The organism is Psychrobacter sp. G, assembly GCF_000418305.1.
Taxonomy (GTDB): Bacteria; Pseudomonadota; Gammaproteobacteria; order Pseudomonadales; family Moraxellaceae; genus Psychrobacter; species Psychrobacter cryohalolentis.
Genome location: NC_021661.1, coordinates 2609729 through 2635149, shown reverse-complemented (window position 1 = coordinate 2635149; position 25421 = coordinate 2609729). Strand labels below are relative to the sequence as shown.

Annotated in this window: 21 protein-coding genes; 8 read left to right on the top strand and 13 right to left on the bottom strand. The window is 42.1% G+C overall.

Annotated features, from left to right (window positions below):
* Positions 1-449 precede the first annotated feature (449 nt).
* Complete coding sequence (locus tag PSYCG_RS11045) at positions 450-1205, top strand: TSUP family transporter (protein ID WP_041772313.1); 756 nt, start codon at positions 450-452, stop codon at positions 1203-1205.
* Positions 1206-1331: 126 nt separating this feature from the next.
* Here the strand turns inward: PSYCG_RS11045 and PSYCG_RS11040 are convergent, their stop codons facing one another.
* The 3 genes from PSYCG_RS11040 to radC all read right to left on the bottom strand — a co-directional run bounded on the left by PSYCG_RS11040 (position 1332) and on the right by radC (position 7034).
* Positions 1332-2705: a dicarboxylate/amino acid:cation symporter gene (locus tag PSYCG_RS11040; RefSeq protein WP_020444271.1), complete on the bottom strand. Its 1374-nt coding sequence runs from the start codon at positions 2703-2705 to the stop codon at positions 1332-1334.
* 385 nt (positions 2706-3090) lie between these two features.
* The gene (locus PSYCG_RS11035) at positions 3091-6030 is read right to left on the bottom strand and encodes an acyl-CoA dehydrogenase (RefSeq protein WP_020444269.1); all 2940 of its coding nucleotides are present in this window, start codon (positions 6028-6030) and stop codon (positions 3091-3093) included.
* A gap of 320 nt (positions 6031-6350) precedes the next feature.
* Positions 6351-7034, bottom strand: a complete 684-nt coding sequence (radC, locus tag PSYCG_RS11030; RefSeq protein WP_020444268.1) for a RadC family protein — start codon at positions 7032-7034, stop codon at positions 6351-6353.
* 118 nt (positions 7035-7152) lie between these two features.
* On the opposite strand from radC, the gene coaBC reads away from it, so the two are divergent.
* Entirely contained in the window at positions 7153-8520 is a 1368-nt protein-coding gene (gene coaBC, locus PSYCG_RS11025; RefSeq protein WP_020444267.1) for a bifunctional phosphopantothenoylcysteine decarboxylase/phosphopantothenate--cysteine ligase CoaBC, read from the top strand.
* A gap of 126 nt (positions 8521-8646) precedes the next feature.
* A complete protein-coding gene (locus PSYCG_RS11020; protein ID WP_020444266.1) occupies positions 8647-9423 on the top strand; it encodes a sulfite exporter TauE/SafE family protein in 777 nt (258 codons plus the stop codon).
* Between the two features lie 30 nt (positions 9424-9453).
* On the opposite strand, the gene PSYCG_RS11015 is transcribed toward PSYCG_RS11020, so the two are convergent.
* The 3 genes from PSYCG_RS11015 to PSYCG_RS11005 form a co-directional block, all read right to left on the bottom strand.
* Entirely contained in the window at positions 9454-10371 is a 918-nt protein-coding gene (locus PSYCG_RS11015) for a histone deacetylase (RefSeq protein ID WP_020444265.1), read from the bottom strand.
* Positions 10372-10466: 95 nt separating this feature from the next.
* Positions 10467-11387, bottom strand: coding sequence for a YbjN domain-containing protein (locus tag PSYCG_RS11010; RefSeq protein ID WP_020444264.1), 921 nt, complete (start codon positions 11385-11387; stop codon positions 10467-10469).
* Positions 11388-11461: 74 nt separating this feature from the next.
* On the bottom strand, positions 11462-12499 hold the full coding sequence (locus PSYCG_RS11005; RefSeq protein WP_227500744.1) for a hypothetical protein: 1038 nt from the start codon (positions 12497-12499) through the stop codon (positions 11462-11464).
* Between the two features lie 131 nt (positions 12500-12630).
* Here PSYCG_RS11005 and ccmA point away from each other — a divergent pair, with 131 nt between their 5' ends.
* The 5 genes from ccmA (at position 12631) to ccmE (ending at position 16057) form a co-directional block, all read left to right on the top strand.
* Positions 12631-13260 carry a heme ABC exporter ATP-binding protein CcmA gene (gene ccmA / locus PSYCG_RS11000; protein WP_020444262.1) on the top strand — a complete coding sequence of 210 codons (630 nt, stop codon included), beginning with the start codon at positions 12631-12633 and terminating at the stop codon, positions 13258-13260.
* Positions 13261-13386: 126 nt separating this feature from the next.
* Positions 13387-14043, top strand: coding sequence for a heme exporter protein CcmB (locus PSYCG_RS10995; RefSeq protein ID WP_187289148.1), 657 nt, complete (start codon positions 13387-13389; stop codon positions 14041-14043).
* A gap of 207 nt (positions 14044-14250) precedes the next feature.
* The gene (ccmC, locus tag PSYCG_RS10990) at positions 14251-15039 is read left to right on the top strand and encodes a heme ABC transporter permease CcmC (RefSeq protein WP_020444260.1); all 789 of its coding nucleotides are present in this window, start codon (positions 14251-14253) and stop codon (positions 15037-15039) included.
* Between the two features lie 44 nt (positions 15040-15083).
* Complete coding sequence (ccmD, locus tag PSYCG_RS10985) at positions 15084-15305, top strand: heme exporter protein CcmD (RefSeq protein ID WP_011514425.1); 222 nt, start codon at positions 15084-15086, stop codon at positions 15303-15305.
* Between the two features lie 251 nt (positions 15306-15556).
* Complete coding sequence (ccmE, locus tag PSYCG_RS10980) at positions 15557-16057, top strand: cytochrome c maturation protein CcmE (RefSeq protein WP_020444259.1); 501 nt, start codon at positions 15557-15559, stop codon at positions 16055-16057.
* A 115-nt stretch (positions 16058-16172) separates the two neighbouring features.
* Here ccmE and PSYCG_RS10975 read toward each other — a convergent pair whose 3' ends face one another.
* The 7 genes from PSYCG_RS10975 to PSYCG_RS10945 form a co-directional block, all read right to left on the bottom strand.
* Positions 16173-17021, bottom strand: coding sequence for an aldo/keto reductase (locus PSYCG_RS10975; RefSeq protein ID WP_020444258.1), 849 nt, complete (start codon positions 17019-17021; stop codon positions 16173-16175).
* Between the two features lie 318 nt (positions 17022-17339).
* Positions 17340-18293 carry a MetQ/NlpA family ABC transporter substrate-binding protein gene (locus PSYCG_RS10970; RefSeq protein ID WP_020444257.1) on the bottom strand — a complete coding sequence of 318 codons (954 nt, stop codon included), beginning with the start codon at positions 18291-18293 and terminating at the stop codon, positions 17340-17342.
* Positions 18294-18559: 266 nt separating this feature from the next.
* Complete coding sequence (locus tag PSYCG_RS10965; protein ID WP_020444256.1) at positions 18560-19246, bottom strand: methionine ABC transporter permease; 687 nt, start codon at positions 19244-19246, stop codon at positions 18560-18562.
* Between the two features lie 19 nt (positions 19247-19265).
* Positions 19266-20036 (bottom strand): methionine ABC transporter ATP-binding protein, encoded by a 771-nt coding sequence (locus tag PSYCG_RS10960; RefSeq protein WP_020444255.1) that lies wholly within the window; start codon positions 20034-20036, stop codon positions 19266-19268.
* 322 nt (positions 20037-20358) lie between these two features.
* Positions 20359-22452, bottom strand: a complete 2094-nt coding sequence (locus tag PSYCG_RS10955) for a sensor histidine kinase (protein WP_020444254.1) — start codon at positions 22450-22452, stop codon at positions 20359-20361.
* Between the two features lie 137 nt (positions 22453-22589).
* Positions 22590-23312, bottom strand: coding sequence for a response regulator transcription factor (locus PSYCG_RS10950; RefSeq protein ID WP_011514418.1), 723 nt, complete (start codon positions 23310-23312; stop codon positions 22590-22592).
* A 282-nt stretch (positions 23313-23594) separates the two neighbouring features.
* The gene (locus PSYCG_RS10945) at positions 23595-24806 is read right to left on the bottom strand and encodes an efflux RND transporter periplasmic adaptor subunit (RefSeq protein WP_041772647.1); all 1212 of its coding nucleotides are present in this window, start codon (positions 24804-24806) and stop codon (positions 23595-23597) included.
* Positions 24807-25421: the final 615 nt, after the last annotated feature.

Sequence of the window (25421 nt, the reverse complement as noted above, 5' to 3'; positions counted from 1 at the left end):
GCACTGATGTTTATAATACCAGTGTAATAGACGTATATCCCTAGTTTCTCATATTCTTATTCATATAAACAAATGAAATAGGTTACCGGTTTTACCTTTTAACTTGAAAGCTTCATGACGAAAAAAGCTTTTTTTAAAGTACCTTGTGCGATAAATCTAGCAGACTTTGCTAGGGTTATGGCTTTTTTCGCAGTTTTATCTTTATAATAAGCCGCTTTACGTAACGGTTAGCATCGGATTTGACTCTTATAGCATTAGCTGTTATCAAAATAATATACACATTATCTATCCATATTTTTTGCCTGATATTCATCCAACTACTTTTAAATGAGCGTTTTTAAAAACATACTATCAAAAAATATTGCTAAAAAAATGCTGCTAAAAAGTAGAATTGGTTGAATCTTTTAAGGCTTGTGTCTCTTATATCATAAATTTTGCAGGTCAGTGTCATGGACGTATCCCTTTCTATTGAAGTTATTTTAATGTTGACCGCTGTAGCCGCGTTGGCAGGTTTTATCGATGCTATTGCTGGTGGCGGTGGTTTGTTGACCATTCCTGCCATGCTACTTGCCAATATCCCGCCTGTATTGACATTGGGTACCAATAAGCTACAAGCAGCATCAGGGGCACTAGCAGCGTCTATTACCATGATTAGAAAGGGTGTGGTCAAACCCAAGAATATTAAAACAGCAATTATTGCGGCTTTTATTGGCTCTATCTTTGGCTCTATCGCGGTTCAGTTATCGCCACCTGACTTGTTAGAAAAGCTGATTCCATTTTTGATTGCAGCCATTGGTATCTATACTTTGTTTGCCCCCAAACTTGGTGAAGTGGAAGCTGCCCCTCGTATCTCAGAAGGTGTTTGGCAAAAAATTGCCGCCCCTTTAATTGGTTTTTATGACGGCTATATGGGACCTGGGACAGGTATGTTTTTTGCTCTTGGCAATGTGGCATTACGTGGTCGAAAAATTATCGAAGCAACTGGTGCGGCAAAGGTACTGAATTTATCGACCAATATTGGCTCATTAATCTTCTTTATATTGGGCGGTAATGTATTGTGGACAGTAGGGCTGGCGATGATGGTAGGGCAAACTATAGGGGCGTATTTTGGCTCGCATATGGTAGTAAAAGGCGGCAGTAGACTCATTCGTCCCATGATTGTATTGGTTTGTCTTGTGATGGTGACTAAATATGTACTCGGTTAGTGGAGAGTAGATTGATCAAGAGGAATGCAACTCTTGGTCTAAAAACGTACTTGCTGCATAAAAAAACTTCAGACCAATCGGCTGAGGTTTTTTTATGACTTATTTATAGGCAATCACTGATCACGATTAGCCGCGCTTAACATCGTCATACTCGCTGCCCATAATGCCATCGCTAAAGACTTCAGAGAATTCGCGTTCGCTGTTCTCATCGATATGACCGTCAAAGACATCTTTTGAGCCAGCATCAGGATCGTTATAAATCGCTAAATCCATTTTACCTTCTGATTTTGCGACGATAGCGGTCACCGCAGCATCACCGCCGACATTGACTGCTGTACGTAACATATCAAGGATACGGTCGACCCCTAAAATAAGACCAATACCTTCAATCGGTAGACCGACTTGGGCAAATACCATTGACAGCATGATGAGACCAACACCCGGAACACCTGCCGTACCGACAGAGGCGAGCACTGACATCAAAATAACGGTCAAATACTCAGTTATACCCAAGTCAATACCATAAATATTGGCAATAAAAATGGTCGCTGTGCCTTGCATGATGGCTGTACCATCCATGTTGATCGTCGCGCCAAAAGGGATGGTGAATGAAGCAACTGAGTTATTAACACCCATGCGCTTGGTGACCGTACGCAAGGTAATTGGAATCGTTGCATTCGAGCTTGAAGTACTAAAAGCAAAAATCTGTACTTCGCGCATTTTTGCCAAAAACGTTCTGACTGACAAGCCTGAAGACAGCTTGAGGACAATCATCATGGTCACAAAGAAATGGAACGCCAGTGAGCCAACCAGTACCGCAACATAACCAAGTAATGACCAAATCAGGTCTAAGCCAAGCTCTGCCATGGCTTTGGTCAATAGCGCAAAGACACCATATGGTGCAAGATTCATAATGATAGTCACCATTTTTAAGATGACTTCATTGATTAGCTCTAAACTTTGAACCAAGCCTTTAGCGGGTTTTCCTACCATTAAAATACTAATACCAATCAAAACGGCAAAGAAGATAATTGATAGCATGTCGCCGTTTGCCATCGCACTGATGGGGTTAGAGGGAATAATATTGGAAAACACATCGAGTAGTGGTGGCGCTTTCTCAGCTTCAAACGCCGCCTCTGTTGCTATATTCATGCCTTTGCCGATACCAAACAGCACGCCAAGCCCAATAGCAGTTGCAATCGCCAGTGCTGTCGTCACCATATAGATGAAAAAGGTTTTGGTACCAATACGCCCTAATAGACGAATATCACCGATACCGCATACGCCGCAGATCAGTGAAATCAAGACCAGTGGCACGACGAGCATTTTTAGCGAGTTAACAAACAGCTTACCGACAATGGCAAGAAAACCGTTGGTGACATAATTATTAACAAAGCTGCCTTCCGTGTTCAAGCCAGAGTAGTTTATAAATAGACCCAGTATAATACCGAGCACCATGGCAACAATGATTTTGCCGGTCAAACCCATACTTTTCCACATAAACGCTATCCTTGGTGTCCGTTACGCACAGCAATAGACACAATAGCGCGCTCAATATGAGGGCAAGATTGCTGTCATGACTGTTACTGTGACGTCTATAAATATATGAACTGACCTTTAAGTCAGATTTTGGGGGACAATATAAAAGAATAGTTAGGGATACTGCAAGATTTTTTTATGACTTAAATAACGTGACATTACAATATTAGTATGTTCGGGTTTTTCATCTGTCAAAAATTCATATGAATTTGGCTGAATGAATCCTTGTTGAAGTTGCATAAAAAATAATATGAACGGTAAAATAAAAAAGCGAGATGGCTCTGATGAGATCATCTCACTTGCTTCAATCAATATAGATAAATGGCGATAGGTAGATCAATCTTAGTTAGACATTGTCGTTTTCGTCACGGCGCAAACCATCTTTCCATGTAGGGTCACTGGTTTCTGTTTGCTGCTCGTGATTGTCTTGCTCGCTACTTGTGCTAGCAAATTTATCTTTGTTTAATCTATGGTTATAACTCATACGTTCATTTAGATGCGATGCTGCATCACGGTGACGCGAGCCAAGGGCTTCTATTTCAGGATGTGAATCCTGAAAATCAGTCTGTGCATTAATTTCCTTGGCGGTATCTTGTTCATTGACCATTTTTACATCGCCATCACTTTCGTAACCATGATCAGGGTTAGTATCTCCTGTTGGTTGGTTATTGTCTGGCATTGAATCAACTGATGCGATATTCTCAGAGGTCTGCTGCAGATTATCAGGGTTTAATGCCTGATTTAACTGAGCATTGTTTTTTAACTGAGCATCGCTTTTTAGTTCAGCATAGTCAGTTAGCCTATGTACAGCGTTCTCTAAACTGTGTGGGTTAGCACGTTCTTGCACTTTTGATAAATGCTTATCAAATGTATCGGTCAATAAGGAATCATAGCGTATCGAATTATAGGTTATTAGCTGTTCAGCTTCTTCTTCAGTAATGTCGCCATTTTGACTGGCATAGACCACATGATCTTCAAAAGTTAAACCTTCAAAACTGTCTTTATGTTCTGCTTTTTTAAATTTCTGCCATAAGGGTTCGACTTCGAGCAGTATTTGATAAGCATGCTCCATACGACCCGTGACATCATCCGGCTCAGTATTATAATAAACCATGGTTTTAAGATAGTCGCGGAAAGGATTTGCTTCAAAATCATCCATAAACGTATCACCCAGTTGGCGTTTTAATTCATCACTCACTGGGGCAAAGATACGACCACTGGGAAAAGTCACAAAGCTCACTAATTTGGCTGCAAACTGATTTGGAAAATTGGCAAATAAAGATAGGAATGCTTCTTGGATAGTATAAAGGCTATTTTTTAGCGCCACTTCAGCATGCAAGCGCTCAGCGACTGATTTGCTGCCATATTCATAAAACTGCAAAATAGCTGTACAGATAAATAGATGAGAGTGGATGTCTGCTAAGCGCCCAGATAGCATCTCTTTGCGTTTTAAATCACCAGCCAATAACCCTAAAGACATGTCAGCAGTTAAAGCAAATCCTGCGCTTAAGCGGTTAATATCTTTGTAATAGGGACGGGTAAAATTATCCGCAAAATTTGGCGCATCATTGCTGCCACCAACATAGCCTGCGACGAACGCCTTCGCACCGCGATTAAAAGTATAGCCCAAATGCTTAAAGAATAAATTGTCGAACTGCTTGAGCGCGCCTTCTTTATCTTCGCTTTGTAGTAGTTGCAGCTCATCGAATAGATAAGGGTGACAGCGCATCGCCCCTTGACCAAAAATCATCAACGAGCGCGTCAATATATTGGCGCCCTCAACGGTGATTGATACTGGGATCGCTTGATAAGGAATTGCTAAAAAGTTGCGTGGTCCCATTTGTACTGCGCGACCACCAACGACATCCATACCATCATTAATCACTGAACGCATGGTCTCAGTGGCATAGTATTTTGCCATTGCTGTCATCACTGATGGCGTACCACCTTGGTTTAGACCACAAGTCACCAGATGCCTAAAAGCTTCTAACATATAAGTATTACTGGCAATGCGGCTGGTGGCATCTTGCACGCCTTCAAATTTGCCGACGGATATTTTAAATTGCTCACGAACCTTTGCAAAGGCACCAACCGACAAATAGCTCATTTCACTGGCAGAAGTCGATAGGGCAGGTAATGAGATCCCGCGACCGACACCCAAGCATTCCATCAACATACGCCAGCCGCGTCCTGCATTTTCCACTCCACCAATAATATAATCTAGCGGTATAAAGACATCTTGACCATCGACTGTCCCATTCATAAATGGCGAACCGATTGGATTGTGGCGCGGACCGATAATAACCCCTTGGTGGCTGGCTGGAACCAGCGCACAAGTAATACCGTAATCGGTTTTTTCAAGATCACCAAGTAAACCTTCGGGGTCGTGCATTTTAAATGCCAAACCTACTACTGTGGCGATAGGGGCTAAAGTAATCCAGCGCTTAGAGAAATTCATGCGTAGACCAAGCACTTGCTCGCCTTCATGCATGCCATAACAAACCACGCCAGTATCCGGAATCGCACCTGCATCAGAGCCTGCTTCTGGACCTGTTAAGCCAAAGCAAGGAACCTCTTCACCTTTCGCTAGACCCGGTAGCCAGCGCTGCTTTTGCTCATCGGTACCGTAATGCATCAATAGCTCACCAGGACCAAGCGAGTTCGGTACCATACAAGTCACTGCCGCAGTCGGCGAGCGTGAGGCAATCTTACTCATCACACGACTTTGGGCATATGAGCTAAAGTCTAATCCACCATATTCTTTGGGAATAATTAAACCCAAAAAGCCATTGGCTTTGATAAATCGCCATGCCTCTGGTGACAGCTCTTTATCTTCATGATGAATTTGCCACTCATCAAGCATTGCACAGAGCACTTCTACTTCATTGTCTATAAAACTTTGCTCTTCTTCTGACAATTCTGGATAGGGGTATTTTGCAAACGTATCCCAATCAGGCGCGCCCATGAACAGCTCTTTTTCCCACCAGCTAGTACCTGCATCAAGTGCCTCACGCTCTGTGTCACTCATACTTGGCATGGCACCGCCCAACGCTTTATAAACAGGCTTGGTAAGCAGGCTTTGACGAATAGGGGTAATAAGCAGCACTAGGCAAAGTAGGGCAATAGGCAGACCTAGGATAAGCGACCATGGACTGATGAAAGCAGTAACGAGGACAGTGATTAAAGCAACGATGCTGCCTGTGACACGCGATAATGACAACAAAAAGATGGCCAAGACCATGGCTAATTGAATGATGACTGCCAAAATAAATAAGCCAATGGCCATAACTGCCTCCTTTGCAACGCTTAATAAAAAAGCGTCAAAATATAAGTGAATAAGAAAGTTTGAAATAACTATGATTGTTGTTTTATATTCCAAGCTTCCTTTTTTATAGTGAAAAATAGTTTTAGTTGTTTGACACTAGTGATTTCAAATAGAGCTGATATAAAATAAAAACTTCGCATCGGGAATAAAGGCTCTCCCAAAAATGAAGTTAACTACCAATATGAAACAGTTGTTTATAACTATCAAGAGCGAAAACGCTACGCTGTGTCGATAATATGTATCAAGATTTGTGTATATAACCAAATGCGAGTCATTAAACGTTAGTTAAAAGGCGCTAAACCGTTTTCAGCATAAGATAAAGTCTCATTGCGCCCAACGATGACATGGTCAATCAAAGACAAATCTATAAGGTCACAAGCTTTTTTGAGCTCATAGGTTAACAAGTTATCCGCCGTTGATGGCTTAGCATCGGTATGCGGATGGTTGTGAGCAATAATAAGCTGGCTTGCAGCATGGCTTAACGCATGACGTAGCACATGCTTGATACAGACGGAGCAAGAAGAGATGCCGCCTGTAAACAATATCTCAAAATTGATTAGATTCAAGGCATTGTCCAAACATAGCACAGCGAATACTTCTCGCGGCTCACCCCGCAACTGAGTGCTGATATAGTCTTTGACCATTTGCGAGCGTCCAAGTCCTTGACCCGTTTTAAGCTGACTGTCCAAATAGCGTCTGCCCATCTCAAGTGAGGCGAGTATCTGCGCGTATTTGGCAGGACCGATGCCGTGACAAGCAAGGACAGTTTCTTGCGGCGCTGCTAACAGCTCTGCTAGGCTACCAAATTGCTCGATCAGATGGCGAGCCAGCTCAATGGCTGACTGCGACTGTGTGCCCGTGCGCAGAAATATCGCCAATATCTCAGCGTCGGATAAGTGCGCGGCGCCAAATTTTAATAGCTTCTCACGTGGTCTATCATCCTCATGCCAGTCTTTGATTGCCATGCTTATTCCTTAAGATGCACTTGCGACGAGATAAATTTAGAAAACTTTCCCTAACTTATCGCATAATTGCTACTATAAGCGCAATTTTATCTTTCAATTTTTTGCTGATGCCACGCTTATGTCAAATATCCTGCTTGCTATCACTGGCGGTATTGCCGCTTATAAATCTGCTGTATTTGCCCGTCTATTAATCAAGGCAGGCTTTGAGGTGCGCGTCATTATGACGTCAGGTGCACAGGCTTTTATCACTCCACTAACCCTACAAGCTTTGACGGGTAATGAGGTGCATATCTCGTTACTCGATGAAAAAGCGGAAGCGGGCATGGGTCATATCGAGCTTGCAAAATGGGCAGACCTTATGGTCATCGCGCCGGCATCTGCCAATACGTTAGCGCGGCTGGCAATGGGTATGGCAGATGATTTACTGACCACAGTCTGTCTTGCAACGACAGCGCCAGTCATTATCGCGCCTGCGATGAATCAACAGATGTGGGCGCATCCTGCCGTTAACTTAAATGTGCAAACCTTGCGTGATATGAATTACCAAATCATTGCGCCTGCTAGTGGTGAGCAAGCTTGTGGCGATGTGGGTGCAGGACGCTTACCTGAGCCTGAACAGTTATTAGAAGAAATTTTACTGTTTCAAGCAATGCAGACGACGCCTCAGTTATTGGCAGGTAAAAGAGTCGTGATTACCGCAGGACCGACTGTTGAAGCCATTGATCCGGTGCGTTATTTGTCTAATCATTCTACGGGGAAAATGGGTTTTGCTTTGGCGCATGCCTGTGTTGCTGCTGGTGCAGACGTTATCTTGATTGCTGGTGGCAAAGTTGCTTTGCCAACACCGCTCAATGTCACACGCATTGATGTATTGTCAGCTAAAGAGATGTTGACGGTCGCGCAGCAGTGTGTGACAGGCACGCATAGTACACTACAGTATATGGTTGAAGATGAACATGATCATTCTCACGATCACAGCCACGAACATACGCATGCTCATCTTCATGGCGATTGTGATTGCGATGATGAGCATACTGATGCTATCGATGACGGTAGCGTGAAAATGGCTGATATCTTTATCGCCACCGCTGCGGTGGCTGACTATCGAACGGAAGAGGCGGCACCACAAAAAATTAAAAAAACCCAAGACGCAATGACGCTAAGCTTGGTCAAAAATCCTGACATTTTAGCGACGATTTCGCTTGCTCATCCTGAGTTGTTTGTCGTTGGCTTTGCAGCAGAAACTCAAGATGTTGAACGTTATGCTCGTGGTAAGCTGCTTTCTAAAGATTTAGATTTGATTGCTTGCAATGACGTCTCACGTGCTGATATTGGCTTTGCCAGTGATGACAATGCGATGGAGGTTTTTTTCTCAACACATTATGAGCACGATAGCATCATACTTGATAAAGCAAGTAAGGATAAAATTGCTGAGCAGCTAACGACAATTATTGGTGAGGCGATTTGGCAACGTCACAGTGTTTAGTAATGTTTAGTGGTACTCAATGATGCTCATTACAGTACGCATTGTAATGACGATTAGTATGATTACTTGTTGCATAAGCATAATACATATCGAAGAAGATATGAAGTTTTGACTAGTAGGGCTAACATGATAGATGGCGATAGTACTCAAACGTTATTGCTCATTGCGATTTTTGCTCTGGCATCCTTACTACACGGTATTAGTGGCCTAGGTATCACCTTGGTGACTACTACCGCGCTTGCCAGTATGTATCCTTTACCACATGCTATTGTATTAGTCATTTTTCCATCGTTATTACTCAATGCGATGACTTGGCTGGCAGGTGGTGGTCGCACGATTTGGCAAAATTTCATCTATTATGGCAGGCGCTATTGGTTACTGGCGTTGACCAGCTTATTCGGTAGTATTTTAGGCGCGAAGCTCTTACTATGGGTCGATAGCGCATATATTTTATTGTTATTGGCAGCCGTTATTGGCTTTTACGTCATAAGCAGCTTGCTTGGTAAGCAACTTCGTCTACCTGCGACCAAGCCTGTGTTAATCATCGTTGGCTTTAGTGCAGGCGTGATTGGCGGCGCGACCAATGCTATGTCGACCATATTGATGATGTATTTATTGTCTGCAAGCAACGATAAGCATACTATCGCTAAAGTCGGTAATATGTGCTATTTCTTGGGTAAAATTGCCCAAATCATTGTATTGCGTGAGCCTATCATGGCACTAAGCAATGGTGAATGGCAACTGATTGCTTTACTTAGTGTCATGTCAATCACCGCGCTCTTAATTGGCATCCGCTTACGACGTTATCTACCACAAGCACGCTTTCGTCAGCTTATCTTAGTGATCCTCACAGTACTTGGTATACGTATCGGCTGGCAGGGGATTATGTCATTTATGGCTTAGCAGAAGCCAGAATATAATTGATGCTAAATTTTAGTCAGTCGCCTCATCAAAGAACATCTGCTGCGCCAGTCGAAAGGTATTACAATGCGCTTCAACCACATCATTAATATCCTCTGAATAACCGCCGCCCATGACGATAGCGATTGGAATATTGGCAGTTTTGGCTTGGCGTAGGACATATTCATCACGCGCCTTGCAGCCTTCTATGGTTAAACCTAGCTTGCCTAATTTATCCGTCGCTAGTACATCAACCGCCGACTGATAAAAAATCATATCAGGTGCAAAATCCGTTATCAGTCTTGGCAAGGTCTGCGCTAAAATCTGTAAATATTGCTCATCACCAGTATCGTTATCTAGCTCAATATCTAAGTCTGATACTTGTTTACGAAACGGATAGTTCTTTGCGCCATGCATACTAAAGATAAAAACGCGTGGCTCATCTGCCATGATACTGGCATTGCCATTGCCTTGATGGACGTCTAAATCAACGACCAATATCCTTTGTGCTTGTCCGCGATTTAATAGTAAATTGCTCGCGACGCAGACATCATTAAAGACGCAAAACCCCTCACCATGATCGGCAAAGGCATGATGGGTACCGCCCGCGACATTCATCGCGACGCCGTATTGCTGTGCAAAAAGCGCGCATTCATAAGTCGCGTGAGCAATATAGCGCCCACGCTCTACTAACTCAGGCGTCATCTCAAAGCCGATCGCTCGCGCTTCTTTTCTTGGTAGCGTTTGGGTCTTAAGTTGATACCAATAGTCAGCAGTATGCGTCGTTAAGATTTCATCTTCGCTTAAGCGTGTGGGCGCAAAAAAGTTATTCGCACTAATAGTCTTTTCCGCTAATAAGCGCTCAGGAATCATAGTGTATTTTTGCATCGGAAAACGATGTTTTTCGGGTACTGAATAACGAAAAATATCGGAGTAGGCAATTTTTAACATAGTATTTTTAATATCGTATTGAAGGCTTTCTGAGTAGAGTGTTGTCTAACATAGTAAGTTTGAGCTGATGGTTTCACTGGAAAAACAATCCAGTCTCACTGTACAAATTGAGTAGGCAAAAAGAAGGTTCTTGAATCGGATTGTTGGCGTAGCTGCAACAGAAGGTCTGGTAATTCTTCAGCAGGGTATTGGTTATTGACCAAATCACTGAATATCTCATGAGCAACCGTCGTCATGGCAATGATACTTTGCAATAAATGCTCAAGGATATCGTCGTCAAGACCGACCGCTTCGATATCAATGGCGTTTTTATAGCGTATCTCACCATCATTGATATCCATCTCTAAATTGCCAATCATCATGTCATAGTTGATTTGAGTAATGAGTAGCATAGCGGCACTTTGATGACTCTCTGGTATCAAAAATGGCAAAATACCATAGATTGCCAGCAGCTTATTTTTTTCTTGTACTCGAAACAGATAACCACAATCAAGCTGCTTATTGCGCATTCTTAAAGACAAATAATGAGATTTTTGGCTGTCTTTTGCTTTGGGCTGATAATGATTATAATGCCACCCTTTATCATCGAAGTATTGCTTTAGATAATCGACAATGGATAAGTCGCTCTCACTTTTTTGCTCCGCACTATTTTCGAAATCTTTGCCAATAGCTGTATCAATATCGGTTTCAACTTCGATAGGTTTATTCGTAGTATCAATGTTATCGGTGACATTTGCGTCTGCGCTAGGCGCATTTTTGTCGCTGACAGTGTTGTCAACATTGTTAGGGTCAGTTTCTTTATGATTAGTATTAATATTATCTGTACTAACATTACCCGTACTAATATTGTCAGTTGCTAATTGTGAAGCACTCACCTGACTATCAATCTCATCATCAAAGTCAGCATTTGGCAAATTCTTCGACGATTTGATCTTCTCAATAACAGAGCGCACAGTGGATGTGGTTAGCAACTGCGTCATTTTTTGCCATAAGCTGAGTTTATTACGTTGACTCATAAATAGTGTGCTAACCAACAAATGAAATATAAAGATTAAGAAAAAATACACATAAAAAAGCAGGCAAAAATAAATTACTGGTTGCTGAAACTCAAACTGTCTTTGATATTGGGCTGGCTATAAAACGCTTGTAGCATTTCACGCAGATGCGCGGTCAACCATTCGCTTTCAAACGCATCATTGATGATAGGCATTAGGGTAGTGGACAGCTGCATCATTGCTGCCTCATTAATATGTAAGCTTTCTGCCACCTGTGCTATGGTATCGGACTGATGGTTGCGATACCAAGTATCAACGCTTGCTGCTATAAGGCTATGTAAATAAGGGGAGATGCGTAAGCGGTTGTAACTCTGCTGAATACTGGCTTCAATATGATCGATACTGCTATTATTAGGCTCATCACGTAAATAGGTTTGGAGATGGCTAATCGGCTGCTCTTTAATGCGCGCCCAACCAGTGACCAATAATCGCGACACCTCTTCATTGGATAAATGTTCTTGAGCATTGGCTTCTGCGCGATGCGCCAAATCTTTAATATTACGATGTAGGTAAGTCTGCAATTTTTCATCAAGATTTCTGTTGGTTGCCTTTTCAAATGAGCTGCGCCCAAGCTTCATCAGTTTGCCAACACCGCCCGCTTTTTCTAGCGTATTTTCCATAAAGTCGTTGATGGCGTGGTATAGCGTTTGGGTCAACAAATCTGCAAATGTATCGTTGCCAACCAAGGTATGAATCAAGATATTACGCTGCTGCTCATGGCTGCCGACATAGTTCGCTAGCGTTTCAACTTGTGTATCATCGATAAGCTCTGATAACGGCACATTTTCATTGGCTGGATGATAAATAATACTATGCAAGATATCGCGGATATCGGCACGCATTACCTCGCTTAGTGGATGGTCTAGTAGCCAATCATTAAGTAGGCGCTGTAAATCATCGCTACTGATATATTTGTCCAATGGCTGCGCACCAAACCACTGCCAAGCTTCCATGCTCAGCGGTTCAGCTTGCTTACGTAGCCAGTGCTGCATAAACGTGACTTGTGCATCAATTAAGCTGTTTATCGTTAGCATAGGCGTATTTGGGGTTTGAATATCTTTTGAAGTCTGCATAGGTTTTGAGGTCATAGTAATCGACAATTTGTTATACTGTATGGTTATGGGGCATAAAGTATTATGCCACGAACATCGTCTTGGTTTGTGATGAATATTGACTGCGGGTCAATAAATAATGAGAGGTTGTAATGACGGCTCTGAATACCGCCTTACTTGCGCTTGATGAGCTGACCGTTCAGCGTGGTGAAATCCCTCTATGTGAAGGAGTGTCACTCAAGTTGTCTGCAGGCAGCATTTGCCATCTAATTGGTGCCAATGGTACCGGCAAGACCACGTTACTTATGCAACTGGCTGGATTATTGCCAGTGCTAACAGGTGAAACTTATTATCAAGGGGCAGTTAGCTTACCTATTCAGCCTTTGTATGTATCGCATCAATTGGGCATTCATCCCAATCTCACTGTTGCTCAAAATCTCACCTTTTTGCTCAATTTATATGGTATCACACCAAGCGCTGCTGATATTGATGATGCCCTTACTTGGGTAGGATTACAAGGATTTGAAACCATAAGCTCAAGTCATTTATCCGCGGGTCAAACTCGAAGAATTACCCTTGCGCGGTTATATTTACTGACGCCTGAAGTGACGCCATTATGGTTACTTGATGAGCCATTCACCGCACTCGATGTTGATATGGTAGCGCGCATGGAAGATCGATTGCGCGATTTTGCTCATGAAGGCGGGGCGATATTAATGACCAGTCACCAAGTAGTCGGCGTTGCCAATCAAGTGCTCGATTTGTCCGATTACATGGTATAACGCTATCAGTATCATTGTCAGTATAAATGCGATAGGCATCAGTGGAAGAGTGTATAAATGATAGAAACAGACAGTTCATTATCAATCATAAATGCTCATACAGCTGATGTGCGCAGTATCAGTTTTATGCAGCTGTGGCGCCGTGAGTGGCAAGTAAAGCAGCAGGGAGCGGTACAGTGGTTATATCCGTTAGTGCTGTTTTTGGTGATTATTACCTTGTTTCCGCTAGCAGTTGGAAGCGAGCCTGCACTATTACAACGCCTTGGGGTGTCGGCAGTGTGGATTGCCGCTTTATTGTCATTGGTGATGGGTGTTGATGGTTTGTTTAAGCCGGCGCTTGATAATGGCACACTTGCGCAATTGGTTGTCGCCAAAGCGTCGCTGCCGTTATGGGTGCTTATCCGTTTGGTGATTCACTGGATTTTTAGTAGCGGCATTGTGGCCGCATTAAGTTTGCTTGCTGTGCCTTTATTTCAGCTGAGTTGGTTTGAGGCATGGATATTGATGGCATCAATTGTTGCGGGTAGTCCGATGCTGTTAATGCTGTCAGCGGTTGCTAGTAGTTTGACGTTATCATTGAAGAATGGCGCTGTGCTAGTGCCTTTAATCGCTTTGCCGATGCAGTTGCCGGTATTGATTTTTGCCACCGGTGCGGTTGATTTATTTGCTACGGGTCTTAACGGTCTGCCTATTTTGGCGTTGTTGCTGGCAGGTAGTATTATCTCAGTGCTAGTGATGCCATGGGTGATTGCTATGACATTAAAAATGTCGTGGTTGAATTAAAGTTTATACTGGCATGGTGTTCATTCTATTATTAAAGCCTTTTATATTAACAACATGATGAAAACTGGCAACTTTGCTATAATAGTCTATTAAACACATACTCACGTGTAGATTCTATCCAGCGTTTAACGCCAGCAGGTTAGCGGATAATTGTATGAATCATGCGTTTAACTTGATAATCACTAGCTGCGTAATAGGTTTATTTCCATGCCCAACCTAAATAATGTCTCATCTCCTAGCCTGTGGCAACGCATTTGGCAAGTTTTCCTGACCACGGTGGGTACCAAGGAATTCTTTCGCATCTTTTCGCCTTGGGTCAAGTGGTTGGCGATACTAGCAAGTCTTTGCTTGCTCATTGGCAGTATTTGGGGGCTGGCTTTTGCACCGCCTGATTATTTACAAGGCAATAGCTATCGTATTATCTTTATTCACGTACCAGCAGCCAGCCTTGCTATTTCAATTTATTTTTCCTTAGCGGTACTTGGGGTAATTTACTTAGTTTGGAAAATTAAGACCGCCAGCCTTGTGGCGCAGGCACTTGCTCCTCTGGGGTTTTTATTGTGTGTGATTAGTTTGCTGACGGGTTCTATTTGGGCAAAACCTACGTGGGGAACCTACTGGGTTTGGGATGCGCGCTTGACATCGATGCTGATTTTGGCATTTCTATATGCAGGTGTCATGGCATTGTTTGCCGCCTTTGAACATACGGCGAATCGCGGTAAAGCTGCCGCTATTTTGTCTATCGTTGGCGCAGTGAATCTGCCGATTATCAAGTATTCAGTAGAGTGGTGGAATACTTTACATCAAGGCTCGACCTTTACCTTGACTGCGGCACCTAAGATGTCAGCAGATATGTGGCTGCCGTTATTATTGATGATTATTGGTAGTTACCTGTTGGTCGCAACCTTAGCGATTTACCGTACCAACACTTTAATCTTGCATCGTGACCAAGGTAAAGCATGGGTCAAAGAATACATCCGTGGACACGCCAAATGATTGTAATGACTGTCGACCAACTAAATAACGGCTAGGAAAATATGATGCAGCCTTACTTTTATAGTTTTTCTGAGTTTATTGCAATGGGTAAGCATGGCGTTTTTGTCTGGTCATGCTGGGCGATTACCGTTGGCATGATGCTGGCTTTTGTATTTTATAGCCGTCGTCAAAGACAAGCCCTTATCAAGCAGCTGGCGATTCAACAAGCCCGTCAGGCACAGCGCACGACCAAAACGCCAACACCGGTGACTAAAAATACTCACTAGAAATCATTTTATCTCATACCCTTAATATCTGGATTTGATACATTGCGCTGATACATAAATGAGCAGATAAAGGATTTCTATAAAGGTGGGTAACCTTATTGAGTTATTCATAAAATGCTACCATATAGTTATTAGAAGAGTACGATTAGAAAGACATTTTTAGGACGTTTTTCTAATGGTAGTTTCTTTAATATTTTCTGTTTTATAGATGGATAATGTCTAAAACAGCGACTCATCAATGAGGTAGTAGTATGAACGCAGTTCGTCGTAAAAAACTGATGTGGGTTATGTTTACGCTTGCAGGGGCAGCCATAGCCGTAGTGTTGGTGATTTATGCTATAGGGCAACAGACCGACTACTACTTTGACGCGACCGCCATTGCGCAAGGTGAAGCGCCACAAGACAAACGTATTCGTGCTGGTGGTATGGTGGTTGCTGGTAGTGTACAGCGTGCGCCAAACGACCCATTGAGCGTTGAATTTGCCATCACAGACTTTCAATCGACCGTCCCCGTGACTTATCAAGGTATTTTGCCAGATTTGTTTGCTGAGAACTCAGGTGTTGTCGCGACGGGTAAAATGCAAGGTGATACCTTTGTCGCAGGTGAAGTGCTGGCAAAACACGATGAGAACTATATGCCGCCAGAAGTTGCTAAATCGATGAAAGAAAATAATCGCATTGGTGCAGTTCCTTCTTCTGAGCAATACAATCCTGCTGAAAAAATTCATGAGACCAAGACTTTACAGCAGTAATGGCGCTGAAAATACTGGTCATTATAGAAAGCGTTAAACATAAAAAAAGCCAGCGATATCTTATCACTGGCTTTTTTTTGGCGAACCTAATACTTAAATAAGTATGAGTTATTTATTAATCATCCCATTCTGGCGAATAATCTGGATGCTTAATTTTACGCCCGTCACTACGCGCTAAGCTGCCGATTTTCTCAAGTTCATCCGCACTCAACTCTACTTTGATGGCATCTAAGTTGCCTTGTAAGTGCTCAGGATTAGACGTTTTTGGAATCGCAATACGGTGCTTATCGGCTAGAATCCACGCCAGCGACACTTGTGCGGCGGTGATACCGTGTTTATCAGCGATGTCTTTAATGATTTTATTATCAAAAACATCTCCGCGGGCAAGCGGCGAATACGCTTCCAATAAAATATGGTGATTGTTTAAAAAGGTCTGCAACGTTTTTTGCTTAATAAAGGGGTGAAACTCAACCTGATTGACCGCAATCGGCACGTCAGCATATCTCTTGGCTTCAATGATGTTAGCAATATTAAAGTTAGATACACCGATATTACGAGTCAGCCCTTGTTTTTGCAGCTCACAAAGCGCGGGGATGGTCTCAGATAAGGGCACACGATCATCAGGCCAATGTAGCAGCAGTAAATCAACGTAATCGGTATCTAGATTTTCCAATGAGCGCTTAGCAGCGGCAACGAGTTTCTCTGGCTCAAACTTCATGTCATCAGGGAATATCTTGGTCGTTAAAAAGAACTTATCGCGAGCGACACCTGATTGCTTGATACCTCTACCAACCTCGACTTCATTGCCATATGCTTGAGCCGTATCAATGTGTTCATAGCCCATTTTTAGACCTTGGCTGACGACATCGATACAGTCTTGACCGGTTGATTGCCAGGTACCCAGTCCTAGTACCGGAATGTTTGCTTGTCCAGCGGTGCGAATATTATAAGTTTTAGCACGCATATTATTATCCTTGTCTTTTTTGTGATCTACTAATAGCTTTTATAGTTATTAATAAAGTATTTGATCAGAAATATAATGTTCTCAATCTCTAATAAGCTTAACCACTATAAAAAGAAATGGCGGTAAGTGAAAGGGCAGGTGACGCTTTCCTACAAACGACAAACAGGCTGTAACGTCATTTAAACTATTTTTTGCTTATCATTACTAAAATAAAGATCAAAAAAATCCCATTATTTATCAATAATGGGATTTTTGTTATTACTTAAAACAGAATCATTTGAATAGATGAGTCGTATTAAATCTATTAACTAGTAATGACTATTTAGCAGCAGCTTCTACAGGTGCGCTACTTGTAGTGTCAGCACCCCAAATCTTTGGATATTTATAGCCAGGGAAGCTGTCGTGAGCATATTTTTTAAAGGCATCTGAGTTATAAGCGTTAGTGACGTCTTTTACCCATTTTTTGTCTTTATCCGCAGTTTTGATAGCAGACCAGTTTACATAAGCAAAGCTTGGCTCTTGGAATAGCGCCTCAGTCAGCTTGATACCTGAATCAGTCGCGTAGTTACCGTTAATAATGGCAAAGTCTACTTCGTCACGCGCACGAGGCAACTGCGCCGCTTCTAGCTCAACGATTTTTATGTCGTATTTGCTATTATCAGCGATATCAGTTTTTGAGGCAGTCAATGGATCGATATTGTCTTTTAGCGTAATCCAGCCAAGCTCATTCATCATGACTAATGCGCGAGCAAAGTTACTTGGGTCATTAGGCGCAGAAACGCTCATACCTTTATAAACGTCTTCGATTTTGGTTTTTTTACCAGCGTAAATACCTAATGGGGCAGTAGGAACTTGGAAGACTTCTACCAAATCAAGGTTGTTTTCTTTTTTGAAGGTATCTAGATAAGGCTTATGTTGAAAGATGTTGATGTCTAAGTCGCCATCTGCTAACGCAACGTTTGGACGGACATAATCAGTAAAGGTTACCAGTTCAACTTCATAGCCTTGTGCTTCTAATGAACCTTTTACTTGGTTACGAACCATATCTGCAAAGTCACCTTCGGTCGTACCGATGACGATTTTGCTGTGTTCAGGATCAATATCACTGGTAGCAGTGGCTTCTGTATTGGTAGTTTCGGTTGCGCCTTCAGTAACTGGCTCTTTGGTGGCTTCTGGTGCTGATGAATTATTGCAACCGACCAACACTAGGCCTGATACGCCAACAGCAGCAAATGCAGTCGCTACTTGACGGCTGATATCTGTTAATTTCATGGAACTTCCTTAATAAGGGTAGGAGTCAAAGGATAAAATACTGAGATTAAAAATAGAATTAAAAAACCGCATTAAAAAAGACAACATTATGAATAGTAATGCTGCTAAGTTAACGAGTGTTAAGATAGTATCAAAATTAAAGGGAATCAGTTACAAAGTCAAGCATTTGCTTAGGATGAATCAGCATTAGACCCTGTAAACTATTCATATCAAGCATCACTCAGTCATCAATATCTAACTTCAATGAGCCAAGTGATCACAGGTTTTTAACGTTTATCCAATCGAGTCGCAACCCAATTTCCTAAGGCTTGAATACCGATGACCATGATTGACAGCATAATGACGATGAATACCATCACCTCAGTCTGATAACGATAGTAACCATATCGAATTGCCAAATCACCTAAACCGCCGCCGCCAATCATACCAGCCGCTGCTGAAAAAGAGAGCAAGCTGATACAAAGGATGGTCACGGACAAGACCAAGCCAGAGCGTGCTTCATTAAGCAGTACTTTGATGATGGTAAAGGGACGGGCGCCCATCGATTCAGTTGCTTCAATAATACCGCGCGGCACTTCACGTAAGTTTTGCTCAACCAAGCGCGCAAAGTAAAATGAGCCAGCAATTGCAAGCACCAATGATGCGGCGATAGGACCAATACCAGTACCGACGATAGCTTTGGTAAAGGGACTCATGGCAATCATCAAAATGACGAATGGAAAAGCACGCATAAAGTTTGTAATGCCACCAAGTACAGCATAGAGCGTTTTATTTTGTAAAAACTGCCGATCACTGGATAAAAATAAGAAGACGCCAAACAGACCACCGATAAGAATGGCAACTATCGTTGAGATACCAAGCATAATAAAAGTATCTAAAAATGCCTGCCAAATCTCTTTACGCAGGGCGAGTAGCTTGTCTATTGAGGCGGATAATTCTGCACCAGTTATCATGTTCATTTCTCCTGCCTCATTAGTCTTCGTGGACTAAGCCTTTGCCAATTGGGGTGGTGGCCTGAATGAGACCATCGCGGATGTCTGCTACTTCGAGCAATTGTCCTTGATGTAACAAGGCTGCACGGTCACATAGTCTGCGAATGACGCTCATCTCATGAGTTACAATGACGATAGTGACGCCAAGCTGCTCATTGATATCACGCAAGCAAGTCAACAAACTGCGCGTAGTGGCAGGGTCGAGCGCACTGGTTGGCTCATCAGCAAGGAGTACTTTTGGGCTTGGCGCAATCGCACGGGCGATACCAACACGCTGTTTTTGTCCGCCTGACAACTGCGCAGGATAGTGACTAGCGCGGTCGGTTAAATCAACAATTTCTAGACAATCCATGACACGCTTATGAATATCAGCGCGAGGGTAGCCTGCAACCGTTAAGTTAAAAGCAACATTGTCAAAGACGGTGCGATTAGACATCAAGTTAAATTGCTGAAAAATCATACCGATATTGTGACGGGCGATACGCAAGTCACTGGCAGACAAAGAAGTCAGGTCTGTACCATCGATAATCACTTGACCAGAATCAGGACGTTCAAGCAAATTAATCAGGCGTAAAAGTGTTGATTTACCCGCACCTGAATAGCCCATCAAGCCAAAAATCTCACCTTGCTGGACGGTTAGTGACGTCGGCTCGACAGCAGTAAACCAATGCGGCTTGCCGTTTTTATCTTTTATAGACCGGTCACTCAAAAAACTCTTGGTCACATCGTTTAAGACAATCATGTCACTCATGGAAGGCTCAAAATTCAATAAATGTTTTAGTGGTTATGAAGTGGTCGTCGTCTCTCTGACTGCTGAGCAGTTGAGTTAAAACCACATTCGATAACCCCATAATAAGGGGCGCTAATATAGCATATTATGCAAGGTTTTTGATACAGGCATCGATGATTGACTTTGAACTTAGCTTAGTCAATATCAAGATATATAGAATGAAATAGGTAGGATGTCATTATGGTATGTTTTTCTGACTTATTGATCGCTATGCACGCTAAAGGCTTGCATTTCTTCTTCTATAGCACTTCTGAGAGTTTGTTTATGATATGAATGAATAAAATCAGTCACGATTGTCATGATGATGGTAATGCGGATCGAGTTTAACAGGCAATACCACCAAAAATCGCGTGTGACCATTGATAGTGTCAGTAGTGATTCTTCCTTGATGGGCGGTGACAATTTGTGATACTAAGGACAACCCAAGACCTGAGCCTTTATTTTTTTGCTGCAAACGCACAAAGGGGCTAAAAACTTCTTCACGTTTATTTTCAGGGATGCCATCACCCTCATCAATCACTGCCAATACCACATACTTCGGAAGCGGACGTGTTGGCTCCGGTTTAGATTTTTTGAGATGTTTGCTAAATAGGCTTTCTTTACGGGTGGTATTTGACGTTTCAGGACTTTCTTTATCAATTGCTTTATCACTTTCTTTTATCGCCACATCACCATTTTTATTCACATCTTCTTTATTGCTATTGATAGCATTTTTACCAGAGATGTCATCAATAGCATGGTCAGGATCTTCAGAAGACCGTTGCTTCTCAGGCACGGCACGCCACATCACTTTCTTTAGCTTATCGGTCAAATCTGATGTAAAACTATGATAATTATCAAACAATGAAGAATTACCAACCTTTTCAAGTGTCTCGCTCGTATTAGTAGGCTCTACTTGCTCTAAGATAGTACTATCGCTATCTTGATTCACAGTATTATCAGATTCATTGTCAGTACTAATATGAGCATCATTCACCAAATTTTCACCATTTTGATAAATAGCTGGTGCTGGTAATATAACTACAGACTCACTATTTGCTGCTTTTGGCTTTGGAAGCGCTGCGCTAATAGAATTATTCGGCTCTGATACGGTATCTTGCTGATGATCAAGCGGATTTGTACTATAAGATGACTCATCAGAATAAAAGTCTGAGCTGTTATAGTCTATAAAACTACTGCACAATACTGTCTGCAATAAAAAATCAGGGATATCTTCAGCTTCTTCAAGGGTTTGCACGCCATACAGCAGCACAGTGACTGGTGGTTTTCCATGCAGCATGGCATTGGTTAATAGATTGCGAATTAGATGGGTGAGCATTGATGATTGACCGTCAATTACAATGTGCTCACCAATTAACGTTGCTTCAGGATAGTGTTGGCGTTCTTGATTCACCAAATCATATAAATCTAAATTTTCAACTTGCTGTAAGGCGTGACCAGCATCCAAACGGCTCACTAATAGAATGCTTTCAACCAAATCATTGAGACCTGAGAGGTCGCGATTAATGGCTTGAGCGCGCTTATCAAACTTGGCTTTGTTGTCACTTGGCAATGGACCTGTCAGCATGTCCATCATCTCAATCTGTAGGCGAATACGTGTTATGGGCGTACGCAGCTCATGAGAGGCATGTGCAAGTAATAAATTATTGGCATCAATAAGGTGTTCAATCTTTTGTGCTGCTTGATTAAATCCACGTGCCAGTGAGGCGATTTCATCATTGCCGCGTGCATTTACCCGTACGGTAAAGTCACCATCGCCAAGCTGAGCCATCTGTAGACTCATCTGATTAATACGCCAAGTAATGGTCCGGGCAATCCACCAAAGGACGCCTGCCATAATGAGTAGCAATAAGAGCGTGCCAGTAAATAAGTTAAGCGCCGCAGAGAGAACCGGCTTTTTGGGTGGCAAGCGTGACTCATATAATAGCGTATAGCCAGTACTGCTATAAACCTGTGCTTGCTTGGTTGGTGACGTTTCTGCAAAAGAGGGGAAAACACGTGAGAACAAAGACGGCGTAGCAGGAAGCTCTAGCGGCAAATCGCTATTATCTGTTTGCATCAGCAGATGACCTTCGCTGTCATATAAGCCCATTTTTGCCTGCAATGACTCATCGAAGATATCGAAGCTTTTTTTGACTACGGCTAGCATAAAACGCGATTGTAGGCGATTTTCCTTACTAACTGCGATATTTAGCTCATGCAAAAAAGGATCGATCTGTCCTAAAATTTGCGTGGCCAATACCTCTGAGCGAATGCCCGCATCTTTATCATGTACCAGCTGTGTCAATAATACCATCGCAACAGCAAACAAGATAAGCGCCAGCATGACACTGGCAAATAGCTTGGCAAATACGGAACGAAAACCCAATTGCTGCATTAAATAATCTCTATTATCAAAAACTTATGCCACTTTGTATGGTCAAACATAAAAGGGGTTATCATACATATGACACCCCTTTTAATGAACTATTTTAAAGCTGTTTGACTGTTTATTTACCAACAGTTTACTACTGACTACACTTGGTCAGTGGCAAACTGATAACCGACGCCGCGCACTGTAATAATACGCTTTGGTTGACGTGGATTGTCTTCAATCAATGCACGAAGTCGCGAAATATGTACGTCAATGGCGCGATCAATATTGTCTGAGCTGTCATCATTTGGCATAGCTTGCCATAATTGCTCGCGGTTTAGTACTTTGCCTGAATGAGTGGCAAAATAATGTAGCAATTGAAACTGATGCGTTGTCAAGCGTACAGGTAAATCATCGATAGTCACTTCATGACTGTCAGGGAACACGCTCAAACGACCAAAAGTTAAGCTATCTGACTGACTGTCCGCTTGGTTTGGCTGCTCATGGCGGCGAATAACCGCACGAATACGAGCTAACAGTTCACGCGGCTCAAACGGTTTGGCAATATAGTCATCAGCGCCCATCTCAAGACCCAATACGCGGTCTGTGGTATCACCTTTTGCTGTCAACATAATGATCGGCACTTTATTGGTCATATTGTTTTTATTGCCACGGATTTTTTGGCAAACTTGCATACCATCCATGTCGGGTAGCATGAGGTCAAGTACTACCAAGTCAATATCACGCTCTTTGGTATCTAACAAATCCAGCCCTTCTTGACCAAGACCTGCATGATGCACATCATAATAATTCATGGTCAGATAATCACTGATTAATTCTGCTAAATCTGGATCATCTTCAATTAACAAAATCTGCTTACTCATAATGTTTCCTCTAGTTGTTGTTATAATTTCTCTTAATGCACTTTTACAATTTATAAAAGTGGCGTCTGCCCTTATTTTTCAATTATCCCAAATGCTCATATTACAAACATGTAAATTATAAGTGGCTATCCATATAAGAGATACAAGCCATGCTTTAATGCTATGCAATAAAAGTATGCAATCTGTACTATCCATAATACGCTATATTGCCTAAACAGGATGTTATTAAACAAGGCGTGCTTTGTTAATGTTTCTACACAATGTAACTGCATGTCTCTGTACTTATGACACCACTACTTTTTTGCCTTTAGATTCAATGGGTAAGTTCGCCAAACAAATCAAACTGTCACTACTGATACCTGCGATTAAATATTGTTTGGTCAGTGGATCGTACTCAATCACTTCAATAGGCTGGCGGGTTAAGCGTTGGTCTTGTCCTATAATCCAGATATTGGCAGTCAAAGAACGCAGCGGTTTGTAAGGCGGCACCTGTATTTGTGTCAAGTCAACATTATGTAGGGCAATTTTAGGCACAATAGTACCCACTTCTATCTGCCCGTAGTCAACTCTGCCAGTGACTTGCATATCAGGCGCTAGCTGATTGCGACTGACTTCATTGTTGATCACATTCACATAAACCAAAAGCTGTATCGGTTGTTTTACCGCCTGCACTTTACTGACCTGACCGGTAAATTTATCTACTCTATCTTCGGCAGTAAAGTTGACGGTTTGACCGACAGAAATTTGCGATTCAGCTTCAATCGGCAACGTTGAGATAAAATGCAATTCCGTTTCGTCACTGAGCTTCAATAACACTGTTTGAGCTTCTATCTTTTGTCCAGCTTGCACCGACAGATTCTCTACGCGTCCTGAAAAGCGGGCACGTAATGTGATTAAATCAGAGGACTGCTTTGCCGTTGTTCTGTCTTTGCTATTACTAGTAAGCTCGGCTCTATTATTATCATTAATAACATTAGTTTTTTTATTTAAGACAGAGGGCTGGCTAGTATTGTCAGAAGTGCTAGCTCCATCAGCATTACTAGCAGTTGTATTTAATTCTGCTTCTATATTGGTTTCAGTATCATCAAAGCCTATTGCTTTGTTTAAAATTTCCTGACGTCGAACCGTGAGTAGCGGCGTACCTTTTTTCACCCATTGATTGTCACTGACTAATACTTGCTCTACCGTCAGCGGCTGTGCCGCCATAAGGTTGATTTGCTTGATAGGTTCGATACGACCTTGTAAGCCAAGGCTGGGCTGATAACGGGTAGGTTTGATACTTAAAATATGATCAGGTGTGATGGTGACACTATCGGTACTAATGAGTGGTATATCAACTGGCTCATTATTGTCGCTACTTAATGCTTCGGTAGGAGATGTTGGCTGGCAGGCGATAAGAAATAGGGCGCTCAATATATAAACGCTCTTTTTTAACGGCGCAGTCTGTAAGCATATAAAACGCATGTAATGCAGCGAGCGCATAAAAAATGTCATACCAATCACCATCATAAACGACTTTTTATTATATAGGGAATTACAAGTATGGGAAATGGTTCTACCATATTGTATTTAACTGGTTTTTTTAAGCGCTAGATAAGACGCTGTAGAATGCCGTTTTTATATAGAGAATAGTCGTTAAGTGGCTAAATTTAGAACATAATTTCACTAATTACTGGATAATGGCTGGTAACTGTGCTAAAACGAACATATCAAAATATATTGATACATTTTTATCACAAAGGTAAATTATTCAGTAAGATGAGTGCTGGTTCTATATAATGGCTACGATTGGAAAGACGACATTTAACAACGAAGCTATTCACTTGCAACTTGGTTGATTTTTTCGGTTTTCAATATAGTAGATTTTTGATGAGACTAGATATTCAACTGTTTTTATAGCAAGCAATATTGAATAAGAGATACTCGTTTATTGATAGAGGGTTCGATTACATTATTCATTAAATTTGCCTGCGATAATTAATGGTTGCAGAGTATGAGTAATCATTGAATTTATGGCTATAATAACGCTGTAAGAAATTTACCATAACGCCCAACATACTAAGATAATTCATTGTGAGTAAACAGTACTACGCGTGAGTAGTACTGTGA

What these genes read in the sequence shown, in the direction of transcription:
- PSYCG_RS11045 (WP_041772313.1), top strand. Translation starts at nt 450, where the DNA reads ATGGACGTATCCCTTTCTATTGAAGTTATTTTAATGTTGACCGCTGTA.
- PSYCG_RS11040 (WP_020444271.1), bottom strand. Translation starts at nt 2,705, where the DNA reads ATGTGGAAAAGTATGGGTTTGACCGGCAAAATCATTGTTGCCATGGTG.
- PSYCG_RS11035 (WP_020444269.1), bottom strand. Translation starts at nt 6,030, where the DNA reads ATGGCCATTGGCTTATTTATTTTGGCAGTCATCATTCAATTAGCCATG.
- radC (WP_020444268.1), bottom strand. Translation starts at nt 7,034, where the DNA reads ATGGCAATCAAAGACTGGCATGAGGATGATAGACCACGTGAGAAGCTA.
- coaBC (WP_020444267.1), top strand. Translation starts at nt 7,153, where the DNA reads ATGTCAAATATCCTGCTTGCTATCACTGGCGGTATTGCCGCTTATAAA.
- PSYCG_RS11020 (WP_020444266.1), top strand. Translation starts at nt 8,647, where the DNA reads ATGATAGATGGCGATAGTACTCAAACGTTATTGCTCATTGCGATTTTT.
- PSYCG_RS11015 (WP_020444265.1), bottom strand. Translation starts at nt 10,371, where the DNA reads ATGTTAAAAATTGCCTACTCCGATATTTTTCGTTATTCAGTACCCGAA.
- PSYCG_RS11010 (WP_020444264.1), bottom strand. Translation starts at nt 11,387, where the DNA reads ATGAGTCAACGTAATAAACTCAGCTTATGGCAAAAAATGACGCAGTTG.
- PSYCG_RS11005 (WP_227500744.1), bottom strand. Translation starts at nt 12,499, where the DNA reads ATGCAGACTTCAAAAGATATTCAAACCCCAAATACGCCTATGCTAACG.
- ccmA (WP_020444262.1), top strand. Translation starts at nt 12,631, where the DNA reads ATGACGGCTCTGAATACCGCCTTACTTGCGCTTGATGAGCTGACCGTT.
- PSYCG_RS10995 (WP_187289148.1), top strand. Translation starts at nt 13,387, where the DNA reads ATGCAGCTGTGGCGCCGTGAGTGGCAAGTAAAGCAGCAGGGAGCGGTA.
- ccmC (WP_020444260.1), top strand. Translation starts at nt 14,251, where the DNA reads ATGCCCAACCTAAATAATGTCTCATCTCCTAGCCTGTGGCAACGCATT.
- ccmD (WP_011514425.1), top strand. Translation starts at nt 15,084, where the DNA reads ATGCAGCCTTACTTTTATAGTTTTTCTGAGTTTATTGCAATGGGTAAG.
- ccmE (WP_020444259.1), top strand. Translation starts at nt 15,557, where the DNA reads ATGAACGCAGTTCGTCGTAAAAAACTGATGTGGGTTATGTTTACGCTT.
- PSYCG_RS10975 (WP_020444258.1), bottom strand. Translation starts at nt 17,021, where the DNA reads ATGCGTGCTAAAACTTATAATATTCGCACCGCTGGACAAGCAAACATT.
- PSYCG_RS10970 (WP_020444257.1), bottom strand. Translation starts at nt 18,293, where the DNA reads ATGAAATTAACAGATATCAGCCGTCAAGTAGCGACTGCATTTGCTGCT.
- PSYCG_RS10965 (WP_020444256.1), bottom strand. Translation starts at nt 19,246, where the DNA reads ATGATAACTGGTGCAGAATTATCCGCCTCAATAGACAAGCTACTCGCC.
- PSYCG_RS10960 (WP_020444255.1), bottom strand. Translation starts at nt 20,036, where the DNA reads ATGAGTGACATGATTGTCTTAAACGATGTGACCAAGAGTTTTTTGAGT.
- PSYCG_RS10955 (WP_020444254.1), bottom strand. Translation starts at nt 22,452, where the DNA reads ATGCAGCAATTGGGTTTTCGTTCCGTATTTGCCAAGCTATTTGCCAGT.
- PSYCG_RS10950 (WP_011514418.1), bottom strand. Translation starts at nt 23,312, where the DNA reads ATGAGTAAGCAGATTTTGTTAATTGAAGATGATCCAGATTTAGCAGAA.
- PSYCG_RS10945 (WP_041772647.1), bottom strand. Translation starts at nt 24,806, where the DNA reads ATGACATTTTTTATGCGCTCGCTGCATTACATGCGTTTTATATGCTTA.